This is a genomic window from Pseudomonas sp. B10(2017) (assembly GCF_002113295.1).
GTDB lineage: Bacteria > Pseudomonadota > Gammaproteobacteria > Pseudomonadales > Pseudomonadaceae > Aquipseudomonas > Aquipseudomonas pudica.
This window is the reverse complement of record NZ_NEJU01000002.1, coordinates 196824-221297: the sequence shown is the minus strand read 5'-3', so window position 1 is coordinate 221297 and position 24474 is coordinate 196824. Positions and strand designations below refer to the sequence as shown.

At 63.3% G+C, this 24474-nt stretch carries 30 protein-coding genes and 1 pseudogene; 11 read left to right on the top strand and 20 right to left on the bottom strand.

All coding sequences use genetic code 11. The features are described 5' to 3' along the window. Window positions 1-7: 7 nt before the first annotated feature. The 3 genes from CAF92_RS03595 to purU are packed head-to-tail and all read right to left on the bottom strand — an operon-like array spanning window position 8 to window position 3005. A complete protein-coding gene (locus tag CAF92_RS03595) occupies window positions 8-1249 on the bottom strand; it encodes an FAD-dependent oxidoreductase (protein WP_046615131.1) in 1242 nt (413 codons plus the stop codon). Next, window positions 1231-2142 carry a bifunctional methylenetetrahydrofolate dehydrogenase/methenyltetrahydrofolate cyclohydrolase FolD gene (folD, locus tag CAF92_RS03590; protein ID WP_046615132.1) on the bottom strand — a complete coding sequence of 304 codons (912 nt, stop codon included), beginning with the start codon at window positions 2140-2142 and terminating at the stop codon, window positions 1231-1233. The genes CAF92_RS03595 and folD overlap by 19 nt, the downstream gene beginning before the upstream one ends. Further along, window positions 2139-3005 (bottom strand): formyltetrahydrofolate deformylase, encoded by an 867-nt coding sequence (gene purU / locus CAF92_RS03585; RefSeq protein WP_085599253.1) that lies wholly within the window; start codon window positions 3003-3005, stop codon window positions 2139-2141. The genes folD and purU overlap by 4 nt, the downstream gene beginning before the upstream one ends. A gap of 258 nt (window positions 3006-3263) precedes the next feature. Between purU and CAF92_RS03580 the strand changes: the two genes are divergently transcribed. The 5 genes from CAF92_RS03580 to CAF92_RS03560 all read left to right on the top strand — a co-directional run bounded on the left by CAF92_RS03580 (window position 3264) and on the right by CAF92_RS03560 (window position 6395). Continuing rightward, on the top strand, window positions 3264-3665 hold the full coding sequence (locus CAF92_RS03580) for a hypothetical protein (RefSeq protein WP_046615134.1): 402 nt from the start codon (window positions 3264-3266) through the stop codon (window positions 3663-3665). A 104-nt stretch (window positions 3666-3769) separates the two neighbouring features. Next, the gene (locus CAF92_RS03575; RefSeq protein WP_003256222.1) at window positions 3770-3991 is read left to right on the top strand and encodes an MbtH family protein; all 222 of its coding nucleotides are present in this window, start codon (window positions 3770-3772) and stop codon (window positions 3989-3991) included. Continuing rightward, window positions 3988-4707: a thioesterase II family protein gene (locus CAF92_RS03570; RefSeq protein ID WP_085599251.1), complete on the top strand. Its 720-nt coding sequence runs from the start codon at window positions 3988-3990 to the stop codon at window positions 4705-4707. Before CAF92_RS03575 ends, CAF92_RS03570 begins: the two co-directional genes overlap by 4 nt. A 57-nt stretch (window positions 4708-4764) precedes the next feature. Then, entirely contained in the window at window positions 4765-5316 is a 552-nt protein-coding gene (locus tag CAF92_RS03565) for a hydrolase (RefSeq protein WP_085599249.1), read from the top strand. A gap of 26 nt (window positions 5317-5342) precedes the next feature. Continuing rightward, on the top strand, window positions 5343-6395 hold the full coding sequence (locus CAF92_RS03560; RefSeq protein ID WP_085599538.1) for a DUF1615 domain-containing protein: 1053 nt from the start codon (window positions 5343-5345) through the stop codon (window positions 6393-6395). 161 nt (window positions 6396-6556) lie between these two features. On the opposite strand, the gene CAF92_RS03555 is transcribed toward CAF92_RS03560, so the two are convergent. From CAF92_RS03555 to CAF92_RS03515, 9 genes and pseudogenes are all read right to left on the bottom strand, one after another. Next, complete coding sequence (locus tag CAF92_RS03555) at window positions 6557-7420, bottom strand: metal ABC transporter solute-binding protein, Zn/Mn family (RefSeq protein WP_046615138.1); 864 nt, start codon at window positions 7418-7420, stop codon at window positions 6557-6559. Beyond that, the gene (locus CAF92_RS03550) at window positions 7417-8316 is read right to left on the bottom strand and encodes a metal ABC transporter permease (protein WP_085599247.1); all 900 of its coding nucleotides are present in this window, start codon (window positions 8314-8316) and stop codon (window positions 7417-7419) included. Before CAF92_RS03550 ends, CAF92_RS03555 begins: the two co-directional genes overlap by 4 nt. Beyond that, window positions 8316-9062 carry a metal ABC transporter ATP-binding protein gene (locus CAF92_RS03545; protein WP_046615140.1) on the bottom strand — a complete coding sequence of 249 codons (747 nt, stop codon included), beginning with the start codon at window positions 9060-9062 and terminating at the stop codon, window positions 8316-8318. The genes CAF92_RS03550 and CAF92_RS03545 overlap by 1 nt, the downstream gene beginning before the upstream one ends. Beyond that, the gene (locus CAF92_RS03540) at window positions 9059-9961 is read right to left on the bottom strand and encodes a metal ABC transporter substrate-binding protein (RefSeq protein WP_046615141.1); all 903 of its coding nucleotides are present in this window, start codon (window positions 9959-9961) and stop codon (window positions 9059-9061) included. The genes CAF92_RS03545 and CAF92_RS03540 overlap by 4 nt, the downstream gene beginning before the upstream one ends. A 16-nt stretch (window positions 9962-9977) precedes the next feature. After that, complete coding sequence (locus CAF92_RS03535; protein WP_085599245.1) at window positions 9978-10547, bottom strand: DUF6162 family protein; 570 nt, start codon at window positions 10545-10547, stop codon at window positions 9978-9980. Continuing rightward, window positions 10544-10864 (bottom strand): hypothetical protein, encoded by a 321-nt coding sequence (locus tag CAF92_RS03530; RefSeq protein WP_085599243.1) that lies wholly within the window; start codon window positions 10862-10864, stop codon window positions 10544-10546. The genes CAF92_RS03535 and CAF92_RS03530 overlap by 4 nt, the downstream gene beginning before the upstream one ends. Continuing rightward, a pseudogene (locus CAF92_RS03525) lies at window positions 10861-11401 on the bottom strand (thiamine pyrophosphate-binding protein). The gene CAF92_RS03530 and the pseudogene CAF92_RS03525 overlap by 4 nt, the downstream one beginning before the upstream one ends. After that, entirely contained in the window at window positions 11398-12591 is a 1194-nt protein-coding gene (locus tag CAF92_RS03520; RefSeq protein ID WP_046615145.1) for a PepSY domain-containing protein, read from the bottom strand. Before CAF92_RS03520 ends, CAF92_RS03525 begins: the two are co-directional and overlap by 4 nt. 290 nt (window positions 12592-12881) lie before the next feature. Beyond that, window positions 12882-14216: a lysine N(6)-hydroxylase/L-ornithine N(5)-oxygenase family protein gene (locus CAF92_RS03515; RefSeq protein WP_085599241.1), complete on the bottom strand. Its 1335-nt coding sequence runs from the start codon at window positions 14214-14216 to the stop codon at window positions 12882-12884. A 202-nt stretch (window positions 14217-14418) separates the two neighbouring features. On the opposite strand from CAF92_RS03515, the gene CAF92_RS03510 reads away from it, so the two are divergent. Continuing rightward, on the top strand, window positions 14419-14853 hold the full coding sequence (locus CAF92_RS03510; protein WP_085599239.1) for a hypothetical protein: 435 nt from the start codon (window positions 14419-14421) through the stop codon (window positions 14851-14853). A gap of 157 nt (window positions 14854-15010) precedes the next feature. Here the strand turns inward: CAF92_RS03510 and pbpG are convergent, their stop codons facing one another. Next, a complete protein-coding gene (pbpG, locus tag CAF92_RS03505; protein WP_023662495.1) occupies window positions 15011-15937 on the bottom strand; it encodes a D-alanyl-D-alanine endopeptidase in 927 nt (308 codons plus the stop codon). Between the two features lie 330 nt (window positions 15938-16267). Beyond that, the gene (locus CAF92_RS03500) at window positions 16268-16942 is read right to left on the bottom strand and encodes a polysaccharide lyase family 7 protein (RefSeq protein ID WP_085599237.1); all 675 of its coding nucleotides are present in this window, start codon (window positions 16940-16942) and stop codon (window positions 16268-16270) included. 235 nt (window positions 16943-17177) lie between these two features. On the opposite strand from CAF92_RS03500, the gene CAF92_RS03495 reads away from it, so the two are divergent. After that, window positions 17178-17501, top strand: coding sequence for a DUF1654 domain-containing protein (locus CAF92_RS03495; RefSeq protein ID WP_085599235.1), 324 nt, complete (start codon window positions 17178-17180; stop codon window positions 17499-17501). Between the two features lie 130 nt (window positions 17502-17631). Here the strand turns inward: CAF92_RS03495 and CAF92_RS03490 are convergent, their stop codons facing one another. Then, window positions 17632-18456, bottom strand: coding sequence for a S24 family peptidase (locus CAF92_RS03490; RefSeq protein ID WP_046615179.1), 825 nt, complete (start codon window positions 18454-18456; stop codon window positions 17632-17634). A gap of 163 nt (window positions 18457-18619) precedes the next feature. Here CAF92_RS03490 and CAF92_RS03485 point away from each other — a divergent pair, with 163 nt between their 5' ends. Further along, window positions 18620-18985, top strand: a complete 366-nt coding sequence (locus CAF92_RS03485; RefSeq protein ID WP_046615180.1) for a hypothetical protein — start codon at window positions 18620-18622, stop codon at window positions 18983-18985. 65 nt (window positions 18986-19050) lie between these two features. After that, window positions 19051-19536, top strand: a complete 486-nt coding sequence (locus CAF92_RS03480; RefSeq protein WP_085599233.1) for a glycoside hydrolase family protein — start codon at window positions 19051-19053, stop codon at window positions 19534-19536. A 73-nt stretch (window positions 19537-19609) separates the two neighbouring features. Here CAF92_RS03480 and CAF92_RS03475 read toward each other — a convergent pair whose 3' ends face one another. Both CAF92_RS03475 and CAF92_RS03470 read right to left on the bottom strand, forming a co-directional pair. Continuing rightward, a complete protein-coding gene (locus tag CAF92_RS03475; protein WP_025338686.1) occupies window positions 19610-19792 on the bottom strand; it encodes a hypothetical protein in 183 nt (60 codons plus the stop codon). Between the two features lie 94 nt (window positions 19793-19886). Continuing rightward, entirely contained in the window at window positions 19887-20231 is a 345-nt protein-coding gene (locus tag CAF92_RS03470) for a hypothetical protein (RefSeq protein ID WP_025338687.1), read from the bottom strand. Between the two features lie 162 nt (window positions 20232-20393). On the opposite strand from CAF92_RS03470, the gene CAF92_RS03465 reads away from it, so the two are divergent. Next, the gene (locus CAF92_RS03465) at window positions 20394-21215 is read left to right on the top strand and encodes a shikimate 5-dehydrogenase (protein WP_046615182.1); all 822 of its coding nucleotides are present in this window, start codon (window positions 20394-20396) and stop codon (window positions 21213-21215) included. A 128-nt stretch (window positions 21216-21343) separates the two neighbouring features. Here the strand turns inward: CAF92_RS03465 and CAF92_RS03460 are convergent, their stop codons facing one another. From CAF92_RS03460 to CAF92_RS03450, 3 genes are all read right to left on the bottom strand, one after another. Next, the gene (locus CAF92_RS03460) at window positions 21344-21586 is read right to left on the bottom strand and encodes a hypothetical protein (protein WP_013973119.1); all 243 of its coding nucleotides are present in this window, start codon (window positions 21584-21586) and stop codon (window positions 21344-21346) included. Window positions 21587-21683: 97 nt separating this feature from the next. Further along, complete coding sequence (gene gloA, locus CAF92_RS03455; RefSeq protein WP_085599231.1) at window positions 21684-22211, bottom strand: lactoylglutathione lyase; 528 nt, start codon at window positions 22209-22211, stop codon at window positions 21684-21686. A 224-nt stretch (window positions 22212-22435) separates the two neighbouring features. Continuing rightward, window positions 22436-22795, bottom strand: coding sequence for a histone-like nucleoid-structuring protein, MvaT/MvaU family (locus CAF92_RS03450; RefSeq protein ID WP_046615184.1), 360 nt, complete (start codon window positions 22793-22795; stop codon window positions 22436-22438). Between the two features lie 361 nt (window positions 22796-23156). Between CAF92_RS03450 and CAF92_RS03445 the strand changes: the two genes are divergently transcribed. Next, window positions 23157-24446 carry an OprD family porin gene (locus CAF92_RS03445; protein WP_046615185.1) on the top strand — a complete coding sequence of 430 codons (1290 nt, stop codon included), beginning with the start codon at window positions 23157-23159 and terminating at the stop codon, window positions 24444-24446. Window positions 24447-24474: the final 28 nt, after the last annotated feature.

Genomic DNA, 24474 nt, shown 5'->3' with positions numbered 1-24474 from the left:
TCGCTCCTTAGTGGCTGGCCGCAGTAGCGCCCATTTCGTTGACTTGCTGGAAGCGGCTGAAGCGCTCCAGGGCAAAGGGTGCGATCAGCTCCGGCACCTTGCCGCCACTGGCGACCAGCTCGGCCATGGTCTTGCCGCAGATCGGCGTGGCCTTGAAACCCCAGGTGCCCCAGCCGGCGTCCAGGTAATAGTTGCGCACCGGCGACAGGCCCATGATCGGGCTGTAGTCCGGTGTCATGTCGGTGATCCCGGCCCACTGGCGCATCAGCTTGGCGTTGGCCATGAACGGGAACATCTCGATGGCGTGGGCCAGCAGGCTTTCCTTGAGGTCGAGGGTGGAGCGGGTGTTGTATAGCGGGTAGGGGTCGGAGCCGCCGCCAAAGACGATCTCGCCACGGCTGGTCTGCTGCACGTAGCAGTGCAGCGCCGACGAGCTGACCAGCGGGTCGAGGAACGGCTTGAACGGCTGGGTGACCATCGCCTGCAGCGGGTAGGTATGGATCGGCGCACGGATGCCGGCCTTGGCCATCAGCAGCGAACTGGCCCCGGCCACCGCCTGCACCACGCAACCGCACTGCACGGTGCCGCGGTTGGTCTTCACCGCTTCGATGCGCCCGTTACGGATAAGGAGGTCCTGCACTTCGGTCAGTTGGTGGATCTCGACGCCGCGCTTGGCCGCCTGCCTGGCGTAGCCCCAGGCCACTGCATCGTGGCGCGCGGTGGCGCCGTCGATATGCCACAGGCCGGCGAGCACCGGCAGGTGACCCGGGTCCAGGTTCAGGCTGGGCACCAGTTCGCGGATCTGCTGGCGGTCGATCATTTCCGTGCGGCCACCGAAGTGCTTGTTGACCTCGGCGCGCTGGCGGAAAGCGCGCACGGTGGCGTCGGTGTGCGCGAGGGTGAGTTGGCCGCGCTCGGAATACATGATGTTGAAGTCGAACTCGTTCGACAGGTTCTGGAACATGCGCACCGATTCTGCGTAAAAGCGCACACCCTCACTGGTGAGGTAGTTGGAGCGGATCACCGCGGTGTTGCGCGCAGTGTTGCCGCCGCCGAGGTAGGCCTTTTCCAGCACGGCGACATTGGTGATGCCGTGGTACTTGGCCAGGTAGTAGGCGATGGCCAGGCCGTGGCCGCCGCCGCCGATGATCACCACGTCATAGCGTGGCTTGAGTTCGCACGGTGGTGGCAGGTCGACCTCCACCGGGTAGTCGGCGCTCAGGCCGTATTTCAGCAGGGCGAAAGGCATGAGGTGCGCTCCTGGTGGGCGGCCTGTTGTTGCAGGTCGAGGGCGAGCAGGGTGTTTTTCATCAGGTAGGCGATGGTCATCGGGCCGACCCCGCCGGGCACCGGGGTGATGCCGGCCACCTGGGGCAGGGCTGCGGCGAAGTCGACATCGCCGACCAGGCGGCTGTGGCCGCCTTCGTCGATGCGGTTGATACCGACATCGATCACCACCGCGCCGGGCTTGAGCCAGTTGGCACCGATCAGCCGTGGCTTGCCCACTGCGGCCACCAGGATGTCGGCCTGGCGACACAACGCCGGCAGGTCGCGGCTGCGCGAGTGCACCACGGTCACCGTGCAGTCGGCCTGCAGCAGCAGGGCGGCCATGGGCTTGCCGACGATGTTCGAGCGGCCGACCACCACCGCATGCTTGCCACGCAGCTCGCCACAGGCATCGCGCAGCAGGCGCATGCAGCCGCTGGGCGTGCACGGGGTGAGCACATCGCGGCCCTGGGCCAGGCCGCCGACGTTCTCGCTGTGGAAACCGTCCACATCCTTCAGTGGGCTGATCGCCTGGAGAATGCGGTGCTCGTCGATATGGGCCGGCAACGGCAGTTGCACGAGGATGCCGTTGACCTCCGGTGCGCGGTTGAGGCGCCCGATCAGGGCCAGCAGCTCGGCCTGGCTGGTGTCGGCGGGCAGGCGATGCTCCAGCGAGCGGATGCCCACTTCTTCAGCACGCAGTACCTTGTTGCGCACGTACACCTGGCTGGCTGCGTCGGCGCCTACCAGCACCACCGCCAGGCCCGGCTGCACACCGCCCTGGCGCAGTTTCTGCACCTGCTCGCGTACCTCGGCCAGCACCCGCGTCGCAGTCGCCTTGCCGTCGATCAGCTTGACACTGGGAATGGCGTTCATTTGAAGATCACCGTGCGGTCGTGGTTCAGGAACACCCGATGCTCCAGGTGGTATTTCACGGCGCGAGAGAGGGCGATGGTCTCGGTGTCGCGGCCGATGGCCACCAGGTCGTCCGGTGCGTAGGCGTGGTCCACGCGCTGCACTTCCTGCTCGATGATCGGGCCTTCGTCCAGGTCGCTGGTGACGTAGTGGGCGGTGGCGCCGATCAGCTTCACACCGCGCTGGTAAGCCTGGTGATAGGGTTTGGCGCCTTTGAAACCGGGCAGGAAGGAATGGTGAATGTTGATCGCCCGGCCCGACAGCTGGCGGCACAGGTCGTCGGAGAGGATCTGCATGTAGCGCGCCAGCACCACCAGTTCGGTACCTGTGTCTTCGACGATGCGCAGCAGCGCGGCTTCCTGTTCGGCCTTGGTGTCCTTGCTGACCGGCAGGTAGACGAAACGGATGCCCTGGCGCTCGGCCATCGGACGCAGGTCCAAGTGGTTGGAGACCACGGCGGTGATCTGCATGTCCAGCTCGCCCTTGGCATGGCGGTACAGCAGGTCGGACAGGCAGTGGTCGAACTTGCTCACCATCAGCAGCACGCGCATCGGCCGGGCACTGCTGTGCAGGCTCCATTGCATGTCGAAGCGCTGGGCGACATCGGCAAAGCCGGCTTCCAGCTGCGGTGTGTCGCCCACGACACCGGTGTTGTAGCGGAACACCGCGCGCATGAAGAAGCGCCCGTTGTCCTCGTCGTCGAACTGCGCCATCTCGCTGATGTAGCAATCGTGCTCGGCCAGGTAGGTGGTCACCGCGGCGACGATGCCGGACACAGCCGGGCAGCTGACGCGCAGGATGAAGTGATCGGGAGCGGAATGCATGTCGGATACGCCTCGTGATGGAGTGGGGCAGGTCGGGCACAAGGGCAAAAGAGGCTTCGCGAGGCGAAATTGTTTTCTTGGCAGGAATATAAATTTCCTTTTGGCGATTTATAGGCGAAACGAGGGGTGGCGGTCTAGATGTTTATGAAATTTTTTATCCTGACAGGAAATTTTTTATCAGCCATCACGGTCCTGTAGGAGCCGGCTTGCTGGCGATAGGGCCCCACAGGCGGCATGAAAACTGGCTATGCTTGCCCCATGACCCATTCTCCTTCCCTGCGCCAACCTTGCCCCCCTGGCGCCTGCATTTGTGGTCGCGAACACCTGGCCGACCACCCGCAGACAGCCCAGCGCATCCTCCTGCTGACCCGCCAGGAAGAAAAGCGCCTGCTCGACCGCCTGGAAAACCTCAAGGACCTGGAAGACCTGCAACGCCTGCAGCAGCGGATGTACGAAAACCTCGGCATCCGCGTGCATATCGCCCCCGGTTTCAACGAGGTGCGCACCATGCGCGGCATTGTCATCGAACTGGACGACCAGCCCGGGCTGTGCCGCAAGACCCGGCAGTCGATCCCGGCGGCGATCCGCCGCGGGCTGGAGCGCAACCCGCAGGTCGCCTTCCGCTTGCTCGATACCCACGACCTGTTGCGGGATACCTGAAGACCGCGTCAGCCCCACTAATTTTTTCGCCGCACGCCACGTCTACTTGAAAGCCCCCCCTGCGCCAAGCGCACAGCGGCATTCATCACTCAAGGAGACAGGCAATGACTTCCGTTTTCGACCGCGACGATATTCAGTTCCAGGTAGTGGTCAACCACGAAGAGCAATACTCGATCTGGCCCGACTACAAAGCGATCCCCAACGGTTGGCGTGCCGTAGGCAAGAGCGGCCTGAAGAAGGACTGCCTGGCCTACATCGATGAAGTCTGGACCGACATGCGCCCGCTGAGCCTGCGCCAGAAAATGGCCGAAGCCGCCGCCCAGTGACTGCGTTGAACCTGCTGTGCCTGCCGTATTCGGGGGCCAGCGCCATGGTCTACAGCCGTTGGCGGCGCAAGCTGCCGACGTGGCTGCAGGTACGCCCGGTGGAACTGCCCGGGCGTGGTGCGCGCATGGCCGAGCCACTGCACACCGACATGCAGGCCCTGGCCCGGCAACTGGCCGCCGAACAGCGCCTGGCGGCCAGCACCCCCTACGCACTGCTCGGCCATAGCCTGGGCGCCTTGCTGGCCTTCGAGCTGGCCCATGAGCTGCAAGCGCTGGGTTGCCCGGCGCCACTGGCCCTGTTCGCCTGCGGTACCGCAGCGCCGACCCGCCGTGAGGACTACGACGGCAAGAACTGGCGTGAGCCCAAGAGCGACGCCGAGTTGATCGGCGAGTTGCGCGAGCTTCAGGGCACGCCCGAGGAAGTGCTGGCCAACGCCGAGCTGATGAGCCTGACCTTGCCCACCCTGCGCGCCGACTTCCTGTTGTGTGGTACCTACGCCTACCGCCAGCGGCCAGCCTTGCAGTGCCCGCTGCACGTGTTGGGCGGCATGCAGGACCGCGCCAATGACGAGCAGTTGCAGGCCTGGCGCAAGGAGACCCACGGGGCGTTCTCGCTGCAGATGTTCCCTGGCGGCCACTTCTTCATCCATGAGCATGAGGACCGGGTGCTCGCTGCGCTCACCGCGTCGCTGCAACCGCTTCGGCTGTCCGCCTGATTGACGTCACCGCTTGCCTGGGGGAGGCTAGGTCTTTTCCCAGGCAAGAGGCAGACAATGCTGATCCATCCTCACAAGGCCACGCTGCTGGTCGTCGACATCCAGGAAAAACTCATCGGCGCCATGAGTGACCCTGAAGGCACCCGAGCGCGGGCCCGCTGGTTGCTGGCAGCTACGAACGAGCTGGAACTGCCGACGGTGATTTCCGAGCAGTACCCCAAGGGCCTGGGCCATACCCTGGCCGAGCTGCTGGCTGCAGCGCCGGCTGCCGAGGTGGTGGAGAAAAGCCATTTTTCCTGCGTGGCCGCCGAGTGCCTGCCAGCGAGTTTGATGGCGCGTGAGCAAGTGATTGTGTGTGGCATGGAAACCCACGTCTGTGTGCTGCAGACCGTGCTCGGCCTGCTGGCGCTGGGCAAGCAGGTGTTCGTGGTCGAGGATGCCTGTGACAGCCGTACCCCGGCGAGCAAGGCCGCAGGGCTGGCCCGCATGCGGGCTGCAGGGGCGCAGGTGGTGACCCGCGAAATGGTTTTGTTCGAGCTCATGGGCAGTGCCAGCCACCAGCTGTTCCGGCACATCAGCAAGACCTACCTGATCGGTGAACAGCCCTGAACGGCCGGTTGCTGGCCGCCGGGTTGATGGCCCTGGCGCTGCTGCAAGGCTGTGCCGGGCGCCGTGAGGAAGCGCCCGAGGCGGACCCGGCCAAGGTCCGTGCCCAACTGCTGCGGCTGTTGCCCGCCCAGGCCAAGGACCGCGAGGGCTGGGCCCGGGACATTCAGGTGGCGTTCGAGGCCCAGCGAATTGCCCCCATCAAGAGCAACCTGTGTGCGGTGCTGGCGGTGACCGAGCAGGAATCGACCTTCAATGCCGACCCGCAGGTGCCCAACCTGGGGCGTATCGCCCGGGAGGAAATCGACCGCCGCGCCGCGCGCCTGCATATCCCCAAGCTGCTGGTCGATGGTGCACTGAAGACGCCGTCGGGTAATGGCAAGAGCTACCAGCAGCGTTTGCAGGCGGTGCGCAGCGAGAAGCAGTTGAGCGAGCTGTATGACGAAGTCATCGCTCGCGTGCCACTGGGCAAGACCTTGCTGGGTGGGCTGAACCCGGTGCATACAGGTGGGCCGATGCAGGTCAGCATCGATTTTGCGGAAAAGCATGCGCGGGATTACCCCTACAGCCACGACGGTAGCATTCGCCAGGAAGTGTTCACCCGGCGCGGCGGCATGTATTTCGGCATCGCCCACTTGCTGGGCTATTCGGCCAACTACGATCGCCAGCTGTACCGCTTCGCCGATTTCAATGCGGGCTGGTACGCCAGCCGTAATGCGGCATTCCAGGCAGCACTGAGCAAGGTGACAGGGGTGACGCTGGCGCTCGATGGCGACCTGGTGGCGCCGGGCTCGATCATGCCCGGGACCACGGAAAAGGCGGCACGCAAACTGGGAGGGAAACTGGGCCTGCGCAACCCGCAGATTCGCAGCCAGCTGGAGGAGGGTGATAGCTTGGCCTTCGAGGACAGCAAGCTGTACAGCGGGGTGTTTGCCCTGGCCGATGCCGCGGCCGGCAAGCCGATGCCACGGGCGGTGCTGCCGGGGATCCAGCTGAAAAGCCCGAAGATCACCCGCAAGCTGACCACGGCGTGGTTTGCCGGGCGGGTGGATGAGCGTTATCAGCGGTGCATGAAGCGCTAGCCTGTCATCCAACGCGGTCAACTGTGGGAGCGGCCTTGCGTCGCGAAAGGGCTGCGCAGCAGCCCCAGAAATTTGTGCATCTGTGTTGAAATCCTGGGGCCGCGATGCGGCCCTTTCGCGACGCAAGGCCGCTCCCACATTGACCGTGCCAGCCTGCCTGATCAGCTTTCGCCCAGTGCTCCAACCACCTGATCCACACTGGCCTTCAACCCGGCAAACGCATCCTCAGGGTCACTTTCCACCACCACCAACTTGGCCCCGGATGCCTTGATCACCTCGGCCACAGCCGCCCCCGGCTGCCGATGGTCCAGCACCAGCGCCACATCCTGAGCCTTCAGGTTGTCCCCCAGCGCCTTCAGCGCAGCCGCATCCCACTCGGCTGGCAGCGGCTGCTCGACCACGTCCAGGTTCAACCCGCTGGCCAGATAACCCAGCCGCTCCGACAGGCTCACCACCGTCAGGTTGTCGACCTTGGCCAAGCGTGTCTGGCTGCTGGCCGAAAGCTCCAGCAACTGGCGTTTGAGCCCGGCCAGGTTGCCCTGGATCTTCGCCTTGTCGCCTGGCGCCAACCGCTCCAGGTCATTGGCTACCACGTCGGCCATCCGCCCGAAGTTGGTCGGGTTGAGCCAGGGGTAGGCGCCATAGGCCTCCTCGCCGCTCACCGCAATACCCGGCAGCGCACCATCCACCGGCCGTGCGGCGTCGATCTCGACGATCCGGATATTGCTGCGCCTGGCCATCGGGTACAGCGGGTCGTCACGCCAGATCGAGCGCACGCCGATCACCGCGTCGGCTTGCTGCGCGGCCTTGTGCAGGCTGGCGCTACCGCGCCCGCTGAAATAGGAAGGTTGGCGGCTGGCAGGCAGGTTGGCGGGGGCTGCACGCGTGAGCTGCACCGTGGTGCCGTCGAGCAGGGCGCTGGCCAGGCTGTGGGTGACGGGCAGGGTGGCCAGCACTTGCGTGGCGTTGGACAGCGACGGCAGGCCGGCCAGGGCCAGCGCCAGGGTCAGGCGTTTCAGGTTCATGCCGGGTTTCCTTGCAGGCGGGGAACGAGGGCGCGGGCCAGCGCCGCCAGAGCGAAGCAGATGCCGGCGACCAGGATGATCGCGGCGCCGGACGGCACCGGCAGGTCGAACACGATCGGCAGCAGGATGCCGAGCAGCGTGCTCAACGTGGCGATCAGCAGCGACAGGAAGAAAAAGCCCTTCAACGACTGGCTGACCAGGCGGGCGGCGGCAGCGGGAATCACCAGCAGCGCCCCGACCAGGATCGCCCCGATCACCTTCACCGAGGCCACGGTGACCAGGGTCACCAGCACCACGAACAGGTAGTCCAGGGTTTTCACCGCCACCCCGCGCACGGCCGCCAGCTGCGGGTTGAAACTGGCCAGCATGATGCTGTTGTACAGCGGCACGGCCAATGCCAGCACCAGCACCGCGACGATACCCAGCACCACCAGATCCTGGCCGCTGACGGTCAGCACCGAGCCGAACAGCACGTTCTCGAGGATGTGCACGTTGATCTTGCCCGCCAGCATCAGCAGCAAGCTGGCGCCCAGCGCCAGCGACACCGACAGAAACACTCCGATCAGCGTATCCGGCGACAGCCCGGTGCGGTTGCGCAGGAAGTTGAGCAGGATGCCGAACAGCAGGCAGTAGCCGAACAGGCTGCCGTAGGGGCCAGTGTAGGGTTCGCCCAGCAGGATGCCGATGGCCACGCCGGTCAGCGCGGCATGGCCGACCGCCTCGGAGAAGAAGGCAAAGCGCTTGACCACCACCAGGGTACCCAGGCCGCCCAGCACCGGGCCTATCATCAAACCGGCCAGCAAAGCATTGACCACGAAGCCGTAGGCCAGCGCCTCGGGCAGGTAGCCGGCAGCGGCCCAGTCCTGGACCGTTTGCCGAAAGATTTCAAAACTCATCAGGCAAGGCTCTCGCTACGCGGGTGAACGGAGAACAGGCCGAGCAGGCGCTGCGGGGTAAGGGCCTGGGCGGGTGGGGCGTCGAACAGTACCTGGCGGCTCAGGCCGGTAACCCGATCAGCCAGGCGCATCACAGCCTCCAGGTCGTGTTCGATCCACAGCACGGTGGTGCCGGCCTGACGCCAGCCCTGCAGCAGTTGCTCGAACACCTGGATGCCGGCTTCATCCAGGGCCGACATCGGTTCGTCCAGCACCAGCAGTTGCGGCTCGGGGATCAGGCCCTGGGCCAGCAGCACGCGTTGGCGTTCGCCACCGGAAAGCGCGCCCATGCGCCGTTTGCGCTTGTCGAGCATGCCGACCCGCACGAGGGCCGCGTCGATGGCTGGCTGCACGCGGCGCGACAGGCCCAGGAAGGCAGGGCGACGCTGACACATGGCAGCCATGAAATCGTCCACGGTCATCGGCAGGCCACGGTCGAACTCCAGCGCCTGCGGCACATAGCCGATCACTTCGCGTTCGCCGGGCCAGTCAAGGGTCAGCTGGCCCTGGTGCGGCATCTGCCCGAGCAGGGTCTTGATCAGTGAACTCTTGCCGCCGCCGTTGGGGCCGACGATGGCATGCACGCTGCCGGCGGCGACGTTGAAGCTGACCTGTTCGAGGATGCGGGTGCGGCCCAGGGTCAGGTCGATGCCAGCGAACTCGATGCGCGGCCCGCAGGCTGTCACCAGGTTGGCGGCGGCGGTCATGCGCGGTTCTCCTGGATGGCGCGGACCACGGTGTCGAGGTTGCGCTTCATCTCCACTTCGTACTTGTCCTTGGTGTATTCGCCGTAGGAAATGTGCGTCAGCGGGTACAGGCGCACGCCGGATTCACGCTGGATGGTTTCGACATAGGCCGACGGGAAGTCCATTTCCGAGAAGATCACCCGCACGTCCAGCGCCTTGAGCTGGTCGATGGTCTTCTTCAGCTGGGCCGGGCTGGGTTCGATGCCATGGGCTGGCTCGACCACCGCAGTCACCTCCAGGCCGAAGTCACGTACCAGGTAGTCGTAGGCGGCATGGATGGTGGCGACCCGGAAGGTGGCGCTGGGCGCCTCGGTGACCTTGGCCAGGGCATCGGCACGCAATGTGCGCAGGCGCTTGGCATAGGCGCGGGCGTTTTGCGTGTACAGCTTGGCGTTGTCCGGGTCGAGCTTGCCCAGTTCGCGGGCGATATTGTTGACCTGGGCGATGGTGGTGCTGATCGACAGGAAGGTGTGCGGGTTGACCACCTTGCCGGCGCCGCGGGCGGCAATGCCGGTTGCGGCCAGCAACGGTACGTTCTGGTTGGCCTCGATGGTGGTGATGCCGGGCTTTTCGCTGGCGGCGATCATGCGGTCGGCGAAATCGTCATGGCCGACGCCGTTGAGCACCACCACGTCCAGGGTGCCGATGCGCTTGATGTCCTCGGCCCGTGGCTCGTAGGCATGGGGGTTGAACCCTGCCGGAATCAGCGGCACCACTTCGGCCTTGTCGCCGACGATGTTGCTCACATAGCTGTAGTAGGGGTGCAGGGTAATGCCGATACGCAGGGGCTTGCCGTTATCGGCCAGGGCCTGTGCCGGCAGGGCAAGGGCCAGGAGCAGGGCGAGGGCGGAGCGGAGCATGGGGGAGTCCTTGGGTTCAGTGACGGTGTTCGCGGGTGACCCCGGCGTCGTAATGGCTGACCACCTGCTGCCAGCCGGCGGCGATCAGGGCGGCCTGGCCAATGTCGTCCGGGGCCACTGCGGCGCTGTCGCGGCGCAGCCAGACATCGGCCTGGCCGGTGCTGTCGGCCGGCAGGATCAGCAGCAGGCTGCCGGCCACTTCCGGGGCCTGGCTGCGGCCAAGGTAGGCCCCGGGCTGCAGCCACGACCATTGGTGGCTGCCGCGGCTCTGGCTGCCGGCATCGACCACGAACGGCGGCAGGCCTTCCTCGGCCAGCGCCTGCACGCTGGGCGCGGCGGCGTTTTCTTCACGCAGCAGCTGGATTTCGTCGAAGGCCACCCGCAGGTCGGTATACAGGCCTTGCTCGGCGGCGGTGAGGTCGCGACGCGCGTCGATCTGGTGGCTGGCGATGGCTTGTTCGTCCTCGCGCTCGCCGCGCAGCAGCACCACGCTGGCGGCGAGTACCACGATCATCAGGCTGACCAGCAGCACGTACAGGGTTTCGTGCCCGGCACCGGCCGGGCGAATCACTTGGACGCCGCTCATGGCTGGGCGATATCGGCGTGGTCGACTTCCACCACGTGCCCGGGGCCGGCATCGAACAGCACGTAGAACTCGCCGTCCGGGCGCTTGAAGGTCAGGGTCGAATCGTCACCGAGCTTGCCGCCGACCAACACCTGTTCGTCGTAGCCGATCACATCCAGGGTGACCCCTGGGGCACCACTACCATCCGAGAAGCCACCGGTACACTTGACCTGGCCGCCAGGCAGTTCTTCGCATTCGCACATCGGGTTGTGCGCCAGTGCCGGGCCGGCGGCCAGCGCCAGCAAGGGCAGGGCGAGGGTGCGCATCAGGTGTTTCATTTATTGCCTCCTTGTTTCTCGAGCCAGGCCACGGTGGCTGGCGATGCCTTGGCCAGGGGGACCGACGCCTGGTGCATGCTGCCGTCCCAGCCCTCCAGGGTGATCCAGATCTGCGCGTCGGGCTTGGTGCGTGGCGGGATCGGCAGCGAGGTGCCCATGTTGTACGGCGCACCGAAGAAAATCGTGCCGGCGGCGCGCAGACTGCGCGGTTTGCCGATGCGCAGGTAGGCTGCCTTGACGCCGTTGACGCAGGCCTTGCACAGCGATGCATTGAAGACCTTGAAATGGCCGGCCGGGCCGTCGGCGCGGGGGGGGCTCGTCACGCATCTCGGCCAGGTCCAGGGTATAGGGGCCGACCTGGATGTCGTTGATCACATTGGCGCCGAGCCCCGCTTCGCCGCGGAACAGCTTGGCGTCGGCGAAGTACTTGGGCATGAAGCCCAGCGGGATGAGGATCAGCAGGATGTTCAGGTGAAAACGCCACTTCAGCCACAGTTGCTTCAGCGGGCTGACGGGCACGGCTTGGGCCTGGCTCATGGGCGGATCTCCACGGTGGGTTCATGGCGCGCCATGCGCGGTGCGCGTTCGCTGCGCTTGAGGGCGGCGGCGGTGGCCTGGGCGGTGCGTTTGGTCCAGATCAGCAAACCGCTGAACACCATCAGGGTGAGGATCAGGCCGAAGAAGAACCACACCAGCTTGATCGGCAGGCCGCCGAAATCGCCGGTGTGCAGCGGGCGCATGGACTCGGTGACGAACTCCAGGGCCGAGCGGTCGCTGATCAGGAACCGGCTGTCGACATTACGCGTGTACGGGTTCACCGAGGCGCTCTGGAACATCAGCGGGTACCAGCCTGGCCCCGCCAGGGTGACGTGGCTGTAGGCGGTGGCCGGCAGCGAGATGAAGCTGATCTCCAGCCCCGGGACCGCCAGGCCGGCGATGCGTGCCGCTTCATCCAGGTCGATGCGCGCTGCCGGGCTGCCATTGGGGGTTTGCGGCACGTCCTCACGGGCGATGACCGGCACGATGGGCCGGCTGGAAATGGTGATGTGGTTGTCGGCAAGGATCGCCTGGATCAGGAACCAGGTGCCGGTGATGGAAATGACGGCAATGAACCAGATCGACCAGACCCCGGCCAGGCGGTGCAGGTCGCCCCAGAAAATCCGAGAACCATGGCCGGTGCGCACCGGCTTGAAGAAGCCCTTCCAGAACTTCTTGTACACCACCAGGCCCGTGACCAGCGAAGCCAGCATGGGCAGGCCGAGCAGCGATACCAGGTACCAGCCCCAGCTGAAACCGTTGGTGAACGGCACCAGCCACCAGCCGTGCAGGGCGCGGGTGAAGGCTTCGAAGTTGAAGTCCGGCGTCTTGCCCTGGATGGCCCCGGTGTAGGGGTTTACATACAACGTCGGGCTGGTGCCGTCAGGCAGGGTGACATTGGCTTTGACCGCGAAGTGCGAACCGTCGGGCTGGATCAGCCGCTCCACCACCATGTCCGGCTCGGCCTTGTGCAGGGCGTCCAGCACCTGCTGGAAGCTCAGGCGCTCGGCGTCGGCGTCGGGCTTGTTGGCGCGCACATCCGGGTTGGCCAGCCAGACGATTTCCTGGCTGACCACCGCCAGCATGCCGGTGAAGCAGACGATCAGCACAAAGAACCAGATCGGCAAGGCGAGCCAGCTGTGGACCAGGAACCACAGCCTGGATTTGGATTTTTTCGGTGATTTGGCCATCTGACGGTCTTCTGCAATGGGGAGTCGAGCGTGTGCCCAGCCAAAGAGGGGCTGTATTGATAAGGACGAATGAGAATCGAAAACCTGCCGTTTTAAATGCAAGCAAATGTTTCAGGCAAAGAAACCTGAAAGCTGGCGCGACCCTGTAGGAGCGGCCTTGTGTCGCGAAAGGGCTGCGCAGCAGCCCCAGGGTTTCAGCGCAGATGCACAAATTGCCGGGGCTGCTTTGCAGCCCTTTCGCGACACAAGGCCGCTCCTACAGGACCTGTGCATGCCTTGAGGGCAGGGGATCAGGCGTGGGTCAGGGCCAATGCCGGTTGCGGCTTGTCGTGCAGATGCGCCAGGTCCTGGTACAGCGCGCGGCCAATTTCTGCAGCGCGCGCCGGCAGCACCGAGAGCAGGGTGTCACTCAGGCCGTGGCTGTTTTCGCAGAAGCCCTGGAGGTACACCGAGGCCTGCAGGTCGGGGCTGGCCAGCATGCGGTAGTTGCGATCGACGCTGAAATCTTCCACATAGCCGGCCAGGGGCGCCAGCAGGTCACGGTGTGAGCGGCGCTCGTAGCCGGTGGCGAGTATCACCGCGTCGTAGCGGTGGGTCTGCTGCTGGCCGGTGGCAAGGTCGCGCAGGGTCAGCTCCAGGCCTTCGCGGGTGGCCACGACGGCTTCGACGTGGCGCCGGCACAGCACGTTGTGGCGGTACTGGTGGGCAACCTTCTGCCGGTAAAGGATGCCGTAGATGCGTTCGATGAGGTTGAGATCGACCACCGAATAGTTGGTGTTGTGGTATTCGCCCAGCAGCTTGCTGCGTTGGTCGGCCGGTTCGTTGTAGACCAGGTCGGTGTAGTCCGGCGAGAAGATCTCGTTGACGAACGGGCTGTCATCGGCAGGCTTGAGGGCCGAACCGCGCAGGATCATGTCGACCTTGACCGACGGGTAGCTGTCATTGAGGTCGATGAACGCCTCGGCGGCGCTCTGGCCCGAACCGATCACGGCAATGCGCATCGGCCTGCCCACGGTGCATGGCAGCTTGTTCAGGCTGCTCAGGTACTGGGAGTGGTGGAATACCCGCGGGTCGTCCTTGAAGGCGCCGAACTTTTCCGGAATTTTCGGCGTGCCGCCGCTGGCGACCACCACCGAACGGGTGCGGCGGCTGTATTCGCGGCCCTGGGCGTCGCGCGAGACCAGGCGCAGGTGCTCGACCCGACCCGCCTGTACGTCCGGTTCGATGCGCAGCACTTCCTCGCCATATACCGCCTGGGTGGCGAAGTGCTCGGCGGCCCAGCGCAGGTAGTCGTTGTACTCGAGGCGGCAGGGGTAGAAGGTGCCGAGGTTGATGAAGTCGGCCAGGCGCTGTTTCTGGTGCAGGTAGTTGACGAAGCTGTAGGGGCTGGTGGGGTTGCGCAGCGACACCAAGTCCTTGAGGAACGAGATCTGCAACTCGCTCTGGGTGGCCAGGGTTTCGCCGTGCCAGCGATAGTCCTGTTGTTTGTCGATGAACAGCGCGTCGAGGGCATGGCCCTGAGACTCGGCGAGTTCTTCCAGGGCGATGGCCAGGGCCAGGTTGGAAGGGCCGAAGCCCACGCCGATCAGGTCCTTGATGGTTTCCGGTTTTGCAGACTGGCTCATGGCTGCGGTTCCATAATGGTCGAATGTTGACGCACGCCGGGAGAGGCCGGCGCCTGCGCTTGTACATTGGGTGGAACGAGCCAAACGATGGGGAATTTACTGGCGGGCGACTGGCCGCTTGCAACGTGGGGCTAAAGGCTTGCGCCTGGCGGCCGATAGGCAGAACAACCCAAGGACCCATTTGCAACGCAGGGAGAAAGACATGACAGGTATTGCAGCAGTCAGCATCAGCACCACGCCCCAGGCGGTGATTGCAACCCAGGCTGCCGACAGCCAGGATGCGCAGAAGACTGAAGAGAGTGGGGCCGGCACTCAGGCCGACACGTCGAAATTGAACGGTGGCGGCCAGACTCAGGGTGCCCAGGGCAGCAGTGAGAGTTCCGAGCCTGCGCACATCAGGCAATTGCGCGAAATGATCAAGAAGCTGCAAAAGCAACTGGCCGAGGAACAGAAGCAACTGGCCCAGTTGATGGCGCAGAAGATGGACGAAACCACCAAGCTGGCAGCTGTGTCCGCCAAGCAGGCGAGCATCGCCACCATCAATGGTGAAATCCTGCAGGCCACCGCGCAGTTGCTTGAAGCGCTACAGAAAACAGGTGGCAGCAGCGCGGGCGGGATGGTAAGCACCACGGCCTGACAGCGGATACGGTCCCCTGTAGGAGCGGCCTTGTGTCGCGATGGGCTGCGAAGCGGCCCCGGGATGTTGGCATCAATGCACAAATCGTCGGGGCTGCGTTGCAGCCCATCGCGACACAAGGCCGCTCCTACAGGGGCCGGGTAGCATCAGGTGGCGGTCATTCGGCCGCCAGGCGGCCCTTGTTCTGCCGCTCCGCCTTGTACTGCATGGCCACTGCCGGCGCCGGTTTGGCAGCGCCGGTTTCCAGCCACTGACGCATGCGGCTGGCATCGGCGAAGTGGGTGTACTTGCCAAAGGCGTCGAGGATCACCATCGCCACCGGGCGGTTGTCCATGCGGGTCAGCAACACCAGGCAGTGCCCGGCTTCATTGGTAAAGCCGGTCTTGGTCAGCTTGATGTCCCAGTTGCTCTTGTTCACCAGGTGGTCGGTGTTGCGAAAGCCCAAGGTGTAGTTGGGCTTGCGGAAGGCCACGGTCTTCTCGCGGGTGGTCGACAGCTCGCTCAGCATCGGGTACTTGCGCGAAGCCATCAGCAGCTTGGCCAGGTCACGGGCCGTGGACACGTTCTGCGTCGAAAGGCCGGTCGGCTCGACGTAGCGGGTGTGCGCCATGCCCAGGCTGCGGGCCTTGGCGTTCATCGCCTTGATGAACGCCGGGTAACCGCCGGGGTAATGGTTGGCCAGGGTGTTGGCCGCGCGGTTTTCCGACGACATCAGGGTAATCAGCAAGGTTTCGCGGCGGTCGAGTTGGCTGCCCAGCCGCACACGCGAATACACGCCTTTCATTTCCGGGTTGTTGGCAATGGTCATGGTGAGCATCTCATCCATGGGCTGCTTGGCATCCAGCACTACCATCGCCGTCATCAGCTTGGTCACCGAGGCAATCGGCACCACGCGGTCAGCGTGGCTCGAATACAGCTCCTGGTTGGTGTTCAGGTCGATCAACAGGGCGCTGCCCGAGGCAAGGTGCAGCTTGGACGGGTCGCGTTGAACCTGGGCCGGGGGTTGTGCAGCAGCGGTCGACGGAAGGGTCGCAGTACCTGTGAGCAACAGCAGCAGGCTGAGGATGGACAGGGATGTTTTCACGTTGAGGCTCACTAAAAGTTGGTATGTCGTTGGCTGTGCAAGGGTTTTCCCCCAAAAAACCGCTGCATTCTGGAGTATGGCTGAATTGCTGTCGAATGCCTTATGACTAAAGGGCGCAACGTGAACGAAATTTAATCCGGTACCAGTTCTTTCCTATCATCATTCTGTCGAAGCCAACAGTACAACCTCGCTCGGCCTGCCGCTGGATCAGCCCGCCAGCCATGAGTATCGCGCCCGAGGGCGACCGCAAATCATGACCGCGCACGGCGATCCCGATGCGACCTGCACTGGGGGGCAGGGGCATCGGGATGCCTTGCCGGTTGCCTGGGTTCAGGCATGGATCAGCGAGAGGTCGCTGATGATGCAGATCGAGCCGTCATCGGCAGGCGTGGTATCGGTGTAGTCCACCTGGTTGTAGACCCCGCCGTGGAATTCGAATAGCTGCGAAGCCCAGGTGCTGTCGAACTGCAGATCGCCGGACGAACCGCTCACTCCATTGCACCTGGCTGTGACGTTCACCACGCCTGCGGAGGTGGCGTGGATGCTCACCTCGAACTTCGCCCCTAGCGGTACCCCCTTGAGCACCGTGGAATTTACGGGATCTGCCTGGTTGTAGGTCTGTCGAAACCCCAGGGTGATGTCGCCCTTCTTCCAGAACACCTTCACGGGCGGGCTGTCGTCCCCGTAGACGTGCATCTGCGCAATGACCACCTTCTGCGCCCAGTTGACCTTGGTCAGCGTCATCTCCTGACGATTCCAGTGATCCGGGGCGCCGCCCAGGGTCCAGTATCTGGGCTCCGACCATTCGCAGCGGGTCCTGCGGGTGCTTTTGCTCGAGGCGCCTTTGGTGGGGGCAAACAACTGGACCGAACCATCGCTGAGCACTGTCACGTAGGTCGGGTACAGGGCAATCGCTTCGCTGCCGGTGAGTTCGCCCGCTACGGTGTTGATCGATGATTCTGCTACCGGAACGGCGATGGTGAGGTTGCGGATATCTACGCTCATGGTGTAACTCCTGAGTGAAATGACGGTTGATGCCACAGCAGCACGGTGGCGGCTGCTGAAACGAAATTTAGCCTCACGCTAAATTTGCGTCAATAGCTAATGGCTAAAATTATTTCGCCGGGCGACAAATTACCTGTTGGCGAAAATTTTCCGCAGCGGGGCTTTACGCTTGATTTGCCGGTGAGATAAGCTTTCCTCGAATACTGTACGAATATACAGCTGTCAGGATAACAATATGTCTAAGCAGATGAAGTCGACGCCCCATCAGCGCCAGGAAATGACCGGAATGGAGCGGCTGAGCTTGCGGGTATCAGCGATGATCAACCACCCGCTCGCGCAGACGCAGCGTTGGGTGACGGTACATCGCCTGGATACCGATGGTGATGCCGAGTGGGAGGAGGTGATGGGCCTGCTGGCCGAGACGCCCGAGTTGGAACTGACCTTCAACGACGACGAGAGCGTGACGGTGCGCTGGGAGCGCGGCAGCGTGGAGGAGCGCGACGACTTTATCGTCGAGCAGGACAGCGAGCAGCCGGTAGAGGAGGCGGCACCTTTCTGAACATCGGAAAATGCCCGCTTCGTAGGAGCAGCCTTGTGCTGCGAAAAGGCCGGGACAGGCATGCCTTGTCAGTACTGGCCTCTTCGCATCACACGGCTGCTCCTGCAGTACCCCGCTAGATCAATGACGCTTACACAAGGTGCGCATTCCACACCAACAGCACCCGTGCCTGGATGTAGGTCTCTTCCCGGCGAATCACGCGGTCCTTGTGCCGCGAGTTGTCGGAAATCATCTCGAAATGGTCTTCGTCGGCAATCTGCAGCCGCTTGATGTAGATGTGGTCGCCCCAGGAGAAGAGGTAGATTCCATCGCCGACGAACTCGCGGATGCTGACGTCCACGATCAGCGGGTCGCGGTGCTTGATGGTCGGCTCCATCGACTGGCCCCAGCCGGTCACCATCTTCAGGTGGTGGTGCTCGCTGAACTCCACGCCCAACTCACGCAGATGGCTTGGGCTGACGCGAACATCCTTGAACATCTCGGGGTAGTCGTGGGGAATCTGCCCGCCGCCCATTGCCGCACGGACGTCGTAGTGGGCAATCCACACTTCGTCGCCCACCAGGCCTGGCCGAACAAGTTCAGCTGCCACCAGCGTCGAGTCTGCCGGCTCCTCAGCGGCGGCCAGTAGCCTTTGCCGGGTTTCTTCAGGGATGCCTCTGCCGCTTCTGGCAAGCATCTGCTTCACCAGGTCGGCCGCGGAAAGCTTGCTGTCGCCAGCCTCGACCGGCGACTGCGCCTGGTCGCCCGCTGCCATCGCGTCGAACCACCCCCGCGGCAGGCCTTCGATGCCCTCGATTCTGCGGGCCACGTCATCGCCCAGGTTCTTCGCTGTCTTGTCCGAAAGGATCTGGCTCAGGTGCGCAGGCGCCATCCCCCAGCGCTCTGCGCAGGATCCCTTCCTCTGGCTGCCGATCAGCTTGACCAGGTTGTGCTTGCGAATTTCGTAGATGTCCATGGGGCGAAGCATGCCAGTGTTTAGCTCGCTGCTAAATATGCCCATAGCTAAATTATGCTTGTCATTACATTAGCTGCAGGCTAAATTTAATATGCAAGCAAGGAAAGCCTCCGAGAAGCTGTTCTCCAGGGCTTACGACATCACCATCGGAAATGAGGTTTTCATGGATCCGACTGACCTCGGCCCAGGCACCATCACCTGGCTGGGCGGAACAGGCACCGTTTTGCTGGGTGCATTCCTCTGGCTGCGCAAGTGGCTGTCCAGGGATGCGGCTGACCGTGCCATGGACAACGCTGATATTGGCGTGGTCCGGCGCCTGAACGAGCTGCTCGATATCGAGCGTGACGCACGAAGGGAAGCGCAGGCCAGGGCCGATCAGTTTGCCAAGGAACGCAATGAGCTGGTGGTCACCGTAGGGCGCCTGGAGGGCAAGATCGAAGCGCTGACCAGTCGGGGCAGCCATCCTCCCCGGCAGGTCATCGTACAGGGTGAGGGGGTCGCCCGCCTGCGCGGAAAGCAGGGTGAATGAGGCGGCCCGCAAGACAAATTCTGTTCACGCCCATGCGTATGGGCCTTTTTCTGTATGGAGACAACATGGCTCGATTGGATTCTGCCGCTGCCGGCGGCGCGAACGTGCTCGCATTCCTGGACATGCTGGCCTGGTCCGAGGGTACCTCGACCATCGTTGCCAGTGATGATGGCTACAACGTCCTGGTCGGCGGTCAGCTTTTCAATGACTACAGAGGGCACCCGAGGCAGAAGGTATGGTTGCCCAGCTACGGCATCCACAGCTCCGCAGCGGGGCGGTACCAGATTCTGGCCGGTACCTGGGATGCCATCGTGAGCACTTATGGCTTCAATGGCCGCTTTACCCCTGAGGCCCAGGACCTGGCGGCAATCAAGTTGCTGAGCGAGTGCGGCGCACTGGCACTGATCAAGGCCGGCCACATTACCCAGGCCATTGCCAAGGCCGCGCCCATCTGGGCCAGCCTGCCTGGCGCTGGCTACGGTCAGCATGAGCACCAATTGGCCGCGTTGTTGGCAATGTTCATCGCCTGCAGCGGGGAGGTGCAGGCGTAGCGCCCAGGAAAAAAAAGACCCGCCAGGTAGGCGGGCCAGAAGGGCGTAGGGAGCAACGCACAACAAATACGGGTCAGGCGACCAGGGTGCCTGGTTGCAACTGTTCGACCAGCGCCTGGGCCGAGGCGAGGGTAGGCATCGGTCCGCTTACGGCTTCGCCGTTGCGCACCAGGTACCAGCATGCCAGCAGGCCCTGCTGACGCAGCGAAGCGGGGACGGCACTGCCGACGACGGACATGATCTGGATAGTGGCCATGTGGACCTCCTGTAAAACATGGCCCTACCTTACGCAGCAGCCGGGGCGGTTTGAAATTAACTTCCTCGATAGTGGTCATTGGTTCTATCAACATTTACCACCGCGGCGGGCCGTAATACACCGGTGGCGGGCCGTAGTAGGTTCGGTAGCCCGGGGGCGGTGGTGCTGGTACGTAGTACGGCTGGTAGTACACCGGCGGTGGCGGTGGTTGCACGTACACCGGTGGCGGCCCGTAGTAGACCGGTTGGCGCTCGACGTACACGGTACGGTCACGCCCGCCATAAACCGTCGCCCCGACCACGGCGCCAACCACGGCCGCACCCAGCAGCGGGCCGGGGCCATACCAACCGCCATGGCCATGGCCGCCATGGGCGACAGCGGGCGCACTGATGGCCAGGGCTCCGACCAGCAGGGCGATTCCGGGAATGTGACGGTTCATGAAGAGACCCTCGCAAGGACACTCCAGGTGTGGGGTCCTATTACTATGACTCCACTCTTCGTCAGCTGAGCATGGGGGAACGGTAAAGGTTGTGTAAGGGACGACCAGCGGTTGCCTCTGTTACGCTGAACAAACGTTTCAGTTATGACAAAGGAGCAGGTTATGTCGACAACTCCCAGCAGAGACACCGTGCTGTGCATTTCCCTGGCCGGCCGCCCCGGCACCTTCGGGGTACGGTTCCACAACCACCTGTACCAGCAGTTGGGCCTGGACTTCTATTACAAGGCCATGCGCACCGATGACCTGCCGGCGGCGGTGGCGGGTATTCGCGCCTTGGGTATCCGCGGTTGTGGTGTATCGATGCCGTACAAGGAGGCCTGCATGGCCTTGGTCGACGAGATCGACCCATCGGCGGCGGCCATCGAGTCGGTCAATACCCTGGTCAATACCAATGGCCACCTGAAGGCCTACAACACCGATTACCTGGCCGTGCGCCAGCTACTGGCGCAGCACCAGGTCGACCCGACCACGGCGTTTGCCTTGCGCGGCAGTGGCGGCATGGCCAAGGCCGTGGCAAGTGCCTTGCGCGACGCCGGGTTCGCCGAAGGCATCATCGTTGCGCGCAACGAGCAGGCCGGGCGGCAGTTGGCGGATGTCTGTGGTTATCGCTGGGTGCCGGAGCTGGAGGACCTGTGCCCACCCATGCTGGTGAACGTGACGCCGATCGGCATGGCGGGCGGCCCCGAGGCCGAGGAACTGGCGTTTTCCGAGAACGCCATTGCCGCGGCGGCGCGAGTGTTCGACGTGGTGGCGATGCCAGAGAGCACACCGTTGATCCGCCGGGCGCGGGCGCTGGGCAAGCCGGTGATCACCGGGCTGGAGGTGATCGCGCTGCAGGCGCTGGAGCAGTTCGTGCTGTACACCGGGGTGCGGCCGACCCGGGCGCAGGTGGAGGCGGCGGTGGCGTACGCCCGGGATATCTGATTATTACTGTGCCGGCCCATTCGCGAGTAAACCCGCTTCCACAGGGATAGTGCCGGCATGTAGCGGCGGCATTACCTCCTGTGGGAGCGGGTTTACCCGCGAAGAGGCCGGTACAGGCATCGACAAGGTCAGAACACCTTGTGCCCTTCATCCAGCTGCTGGTCGACCAGCGCCCGGCCATGGGCCAGCGACACATGCTGTGCGTTCTCGAGGTCGGAGAAGAACTTCATCGGCATCGACATGCGCCTGCTGGTGTGTCCGTCGGGGTCGGTGATCAGGCACCCGGCGGCATAGGGCAGGGGGGAATCGGGGTGGGGCATCACGCTGGCGGTGATGGTGTGCTTGCGATATTCACAGTGAAGAGATTGCATCGTCCTTACCTCGCTGTGGCATGTGAAGCAGTTACCTTCATATACCACAGCAAGGGGCCGGGAGTTCCCGGCCCGACGAGCGAGCCGCGATGAGCGCTCAGCCTTTGAGTTCGGTCGGCTGGATGACTTCAACCCAGTAACCATCCGGGTCCTTGACGAAGGCCAGGTGGTTCATGCGCCCGTCCTGCAGGCGTTTCTGGAACGGTACATCCAGTGCCTCGAAGCGTGCACAGGCAGCGCGTACGTCTGGTACCGAAATGCAGATATGGCCAAAGCCGCGTGGGTCGGTATTGCCGTTGTGGTAGGCAAATTCGGCATCGTTTTCGGTGCCGTGGTTGTGGGTCAGCTCCAGCACGCCCGGAATCGACTTCATCCATTGGTGGCGTTCGTTGTCATCGGCCGGGATCTGCGCCGGGTCGACCAGGGCCAGGAAGTACAGGCTGAAGGCAGCTTCGGGGAAGTCGCGCTTGTCCACCAGGCGGAAGCCCAGCACGCGGGTGTAGAAGTCCAGGGACTTCTCGATGTCCTTGACCCGCAGCATGGTGTGGTTGAAGACGAACTGGGCAGTGGCGGCGTCCGGTTGGGCGGTGACGCCAGGCAGGGTTTGCAGATCGTGCAGGCTCATGGGAACTCCTGAGGCGGGGCCGGCGTAGGGCGCCGGCAAAACAGACAGGCTGGCCATGATACGGCAGTGTGTCGATTGCGCAAATGAAAGCGCCCTGCACGAGGCAGGGCGCTGGAATTAGAGGCCCGCATGTGCGGGCGCGTGATGGGGTCGCTAGTCCTTTAGCTGTCTCGATACTGAGCCAGCCCTTGTGAAAAAAGTGTGAAGTACGTGTGGACGTTTCATCAGCGTACCCAGCTTTCTACCGTGGCGGCTCCGTATTGTTCTTTCCAGGCCTTGAGCCCACGGTGGTTGCCCCCTTTGGTCTCGATCCGCTCGCCGGTGTGCGGGTTGGTGTAAACCTTCACCACGCGCGCGCGGCGCTGTTGCTTGGGCGCTGCACTGGTAACCCGGGCCACTGCCTTCGGGTCGAGGATGGCGATGATATCGCGCAGGCTCTTGTCGTAGCTTTTCATCAGGCCGACTAGTTTCTGCTCGAATTCGATTTCGCGTTTGAGGCCGGCATCCTTTTTCAACGCTTCCAGTTGCGCCATCTGTTCCTGGAGCGCTTTTTCGGCAGCACGAAACTCTGCAAGTCTGGACACTGTAATCACTCCTGTACGTCGGTCGTGGCAGGGCGTGACGAACATTGAAGAAGAATAAAAACGCCGGCCACGCGGGTGGGTTCCGCTGTTCGCTGATATCGAGTGTAGTCATTCGTGGGTACTGGGTAAACTGCAAACTTTTTGTAAGTAAGCCGGGAACTTTCCTAGTTTTGTGCGCGGTATTTTCCGGTTTTTCCGCGGTTGCCTTGCGGGTTGCTTAGACCATGGTCCAATGGCCCATGCCAGAGCCTTCGCGCGATCATTTCAGATGATGGCTGGCTATTGTCCGGCCCCCTCGCAGTACCGTGGCCAGTACGTGCCACAGGTTGTTTACTCGCCTTGATTCTGGATGTTCTCTCCCATGTTTGCCCCTTTCCCCCTCGCCCCCGGGCGTCGTGTTGCCGGCCTGTTCCTGTTGTGTGCCGGCGTCAATGCCCAGGCCGCCGGTTTTCTTGAAGACAGCAGTGCAAAGGTCGAAGCACGCAATGTCTATTTCAACCGGGATTTTCGTGACGGCCACAGCAGTTCCAGCCAGGGTGCGTCCAAACGCGAAGAATGGGCACAAGGTTTCATCCTCAATGTACAGTCGGGTTATACGCAGGGGCCGGTAGGTTTTGGTGTGGATGCGCTGGGCATGTTCGGCTTCAAACTTGACTCCAGCCCGGCGGACAGTAACAGCGGCCTGTTGCCGTCTTCCGGCCATGACCCACGGCACTCGGCGGACCAGTACGCGAAGATGGGCCTGGCGGCCAAGGTCAAGGTTTCAAATACCGTGCTCAAGTACGGTTCGATGATGCCGGATTTGCCGCTGCTCAAGTACAACGATGGTCGCCTGCTACCGACCATGTTCCATGGCGCCATGCTCACCTCCGAAGAAGTGCGCGACCTGAAGTTCACCTTGGCCCGCCTGGACAAGTACACCGCACGGGATTCCACCGACCGCCAGGACATTCGCGTGCATTGCAAGAACAAGCGCTATGCCTGCGATATCGAGGCTGATCACTTTGACCTGGCCGGTGTCGATTACCGTTTCAACGAGCGCTTCAGCGCCCAGTACCAGGTGGCCAAGCTGGAGAACATCTACCGCCAGCACTTCCTCGGCCTGGTGGCCAGCCAGCCATTGGCCGTGGGCAGCCTGACGGCAGACCTGCGCTTGATCAAGAGTGACGACATCGGCAATGCCCGCGCCGGCGAAATCGACCATCGCGCGTTCAGCGGCATGCTCGGCTACAGCCTGGGTGGCCACAAGCTCAGTGCCGGCTGGCAGCGCATGTATGGCGACAGTGCCATGCCATACCTGGATGGCACCAACCCCTACCTGGTCAACTATGCCCAGGTCAACGATTTCGCCGCCGCCCAGGAACGTTCCTGGCAGGTGCGTTATGACTATGACTTCAAGGCCCTGGGCGTGCCCGGCCTGACCTTCTTCACCCGCTACATCAACGGTGACAATATCAAGGTGCCGGGCAGCACGGCCGAAGGCAAAGAGTGGGAACGCGACACCGAGTTCAAGTACCAGGTGCAAAGTGGCACGTTCAAGGATGTCAGTGTGCGCCTGCGTAATTCCACTTACCGCAGCAACTATGAAAAGTGGGCGCGTGACATGGACGAGACTCGGGTCATTGTCAGCTACAACTTCTCCGTCTTCTGATGGGGCGCTTTGCCAAATACCGGCAGCC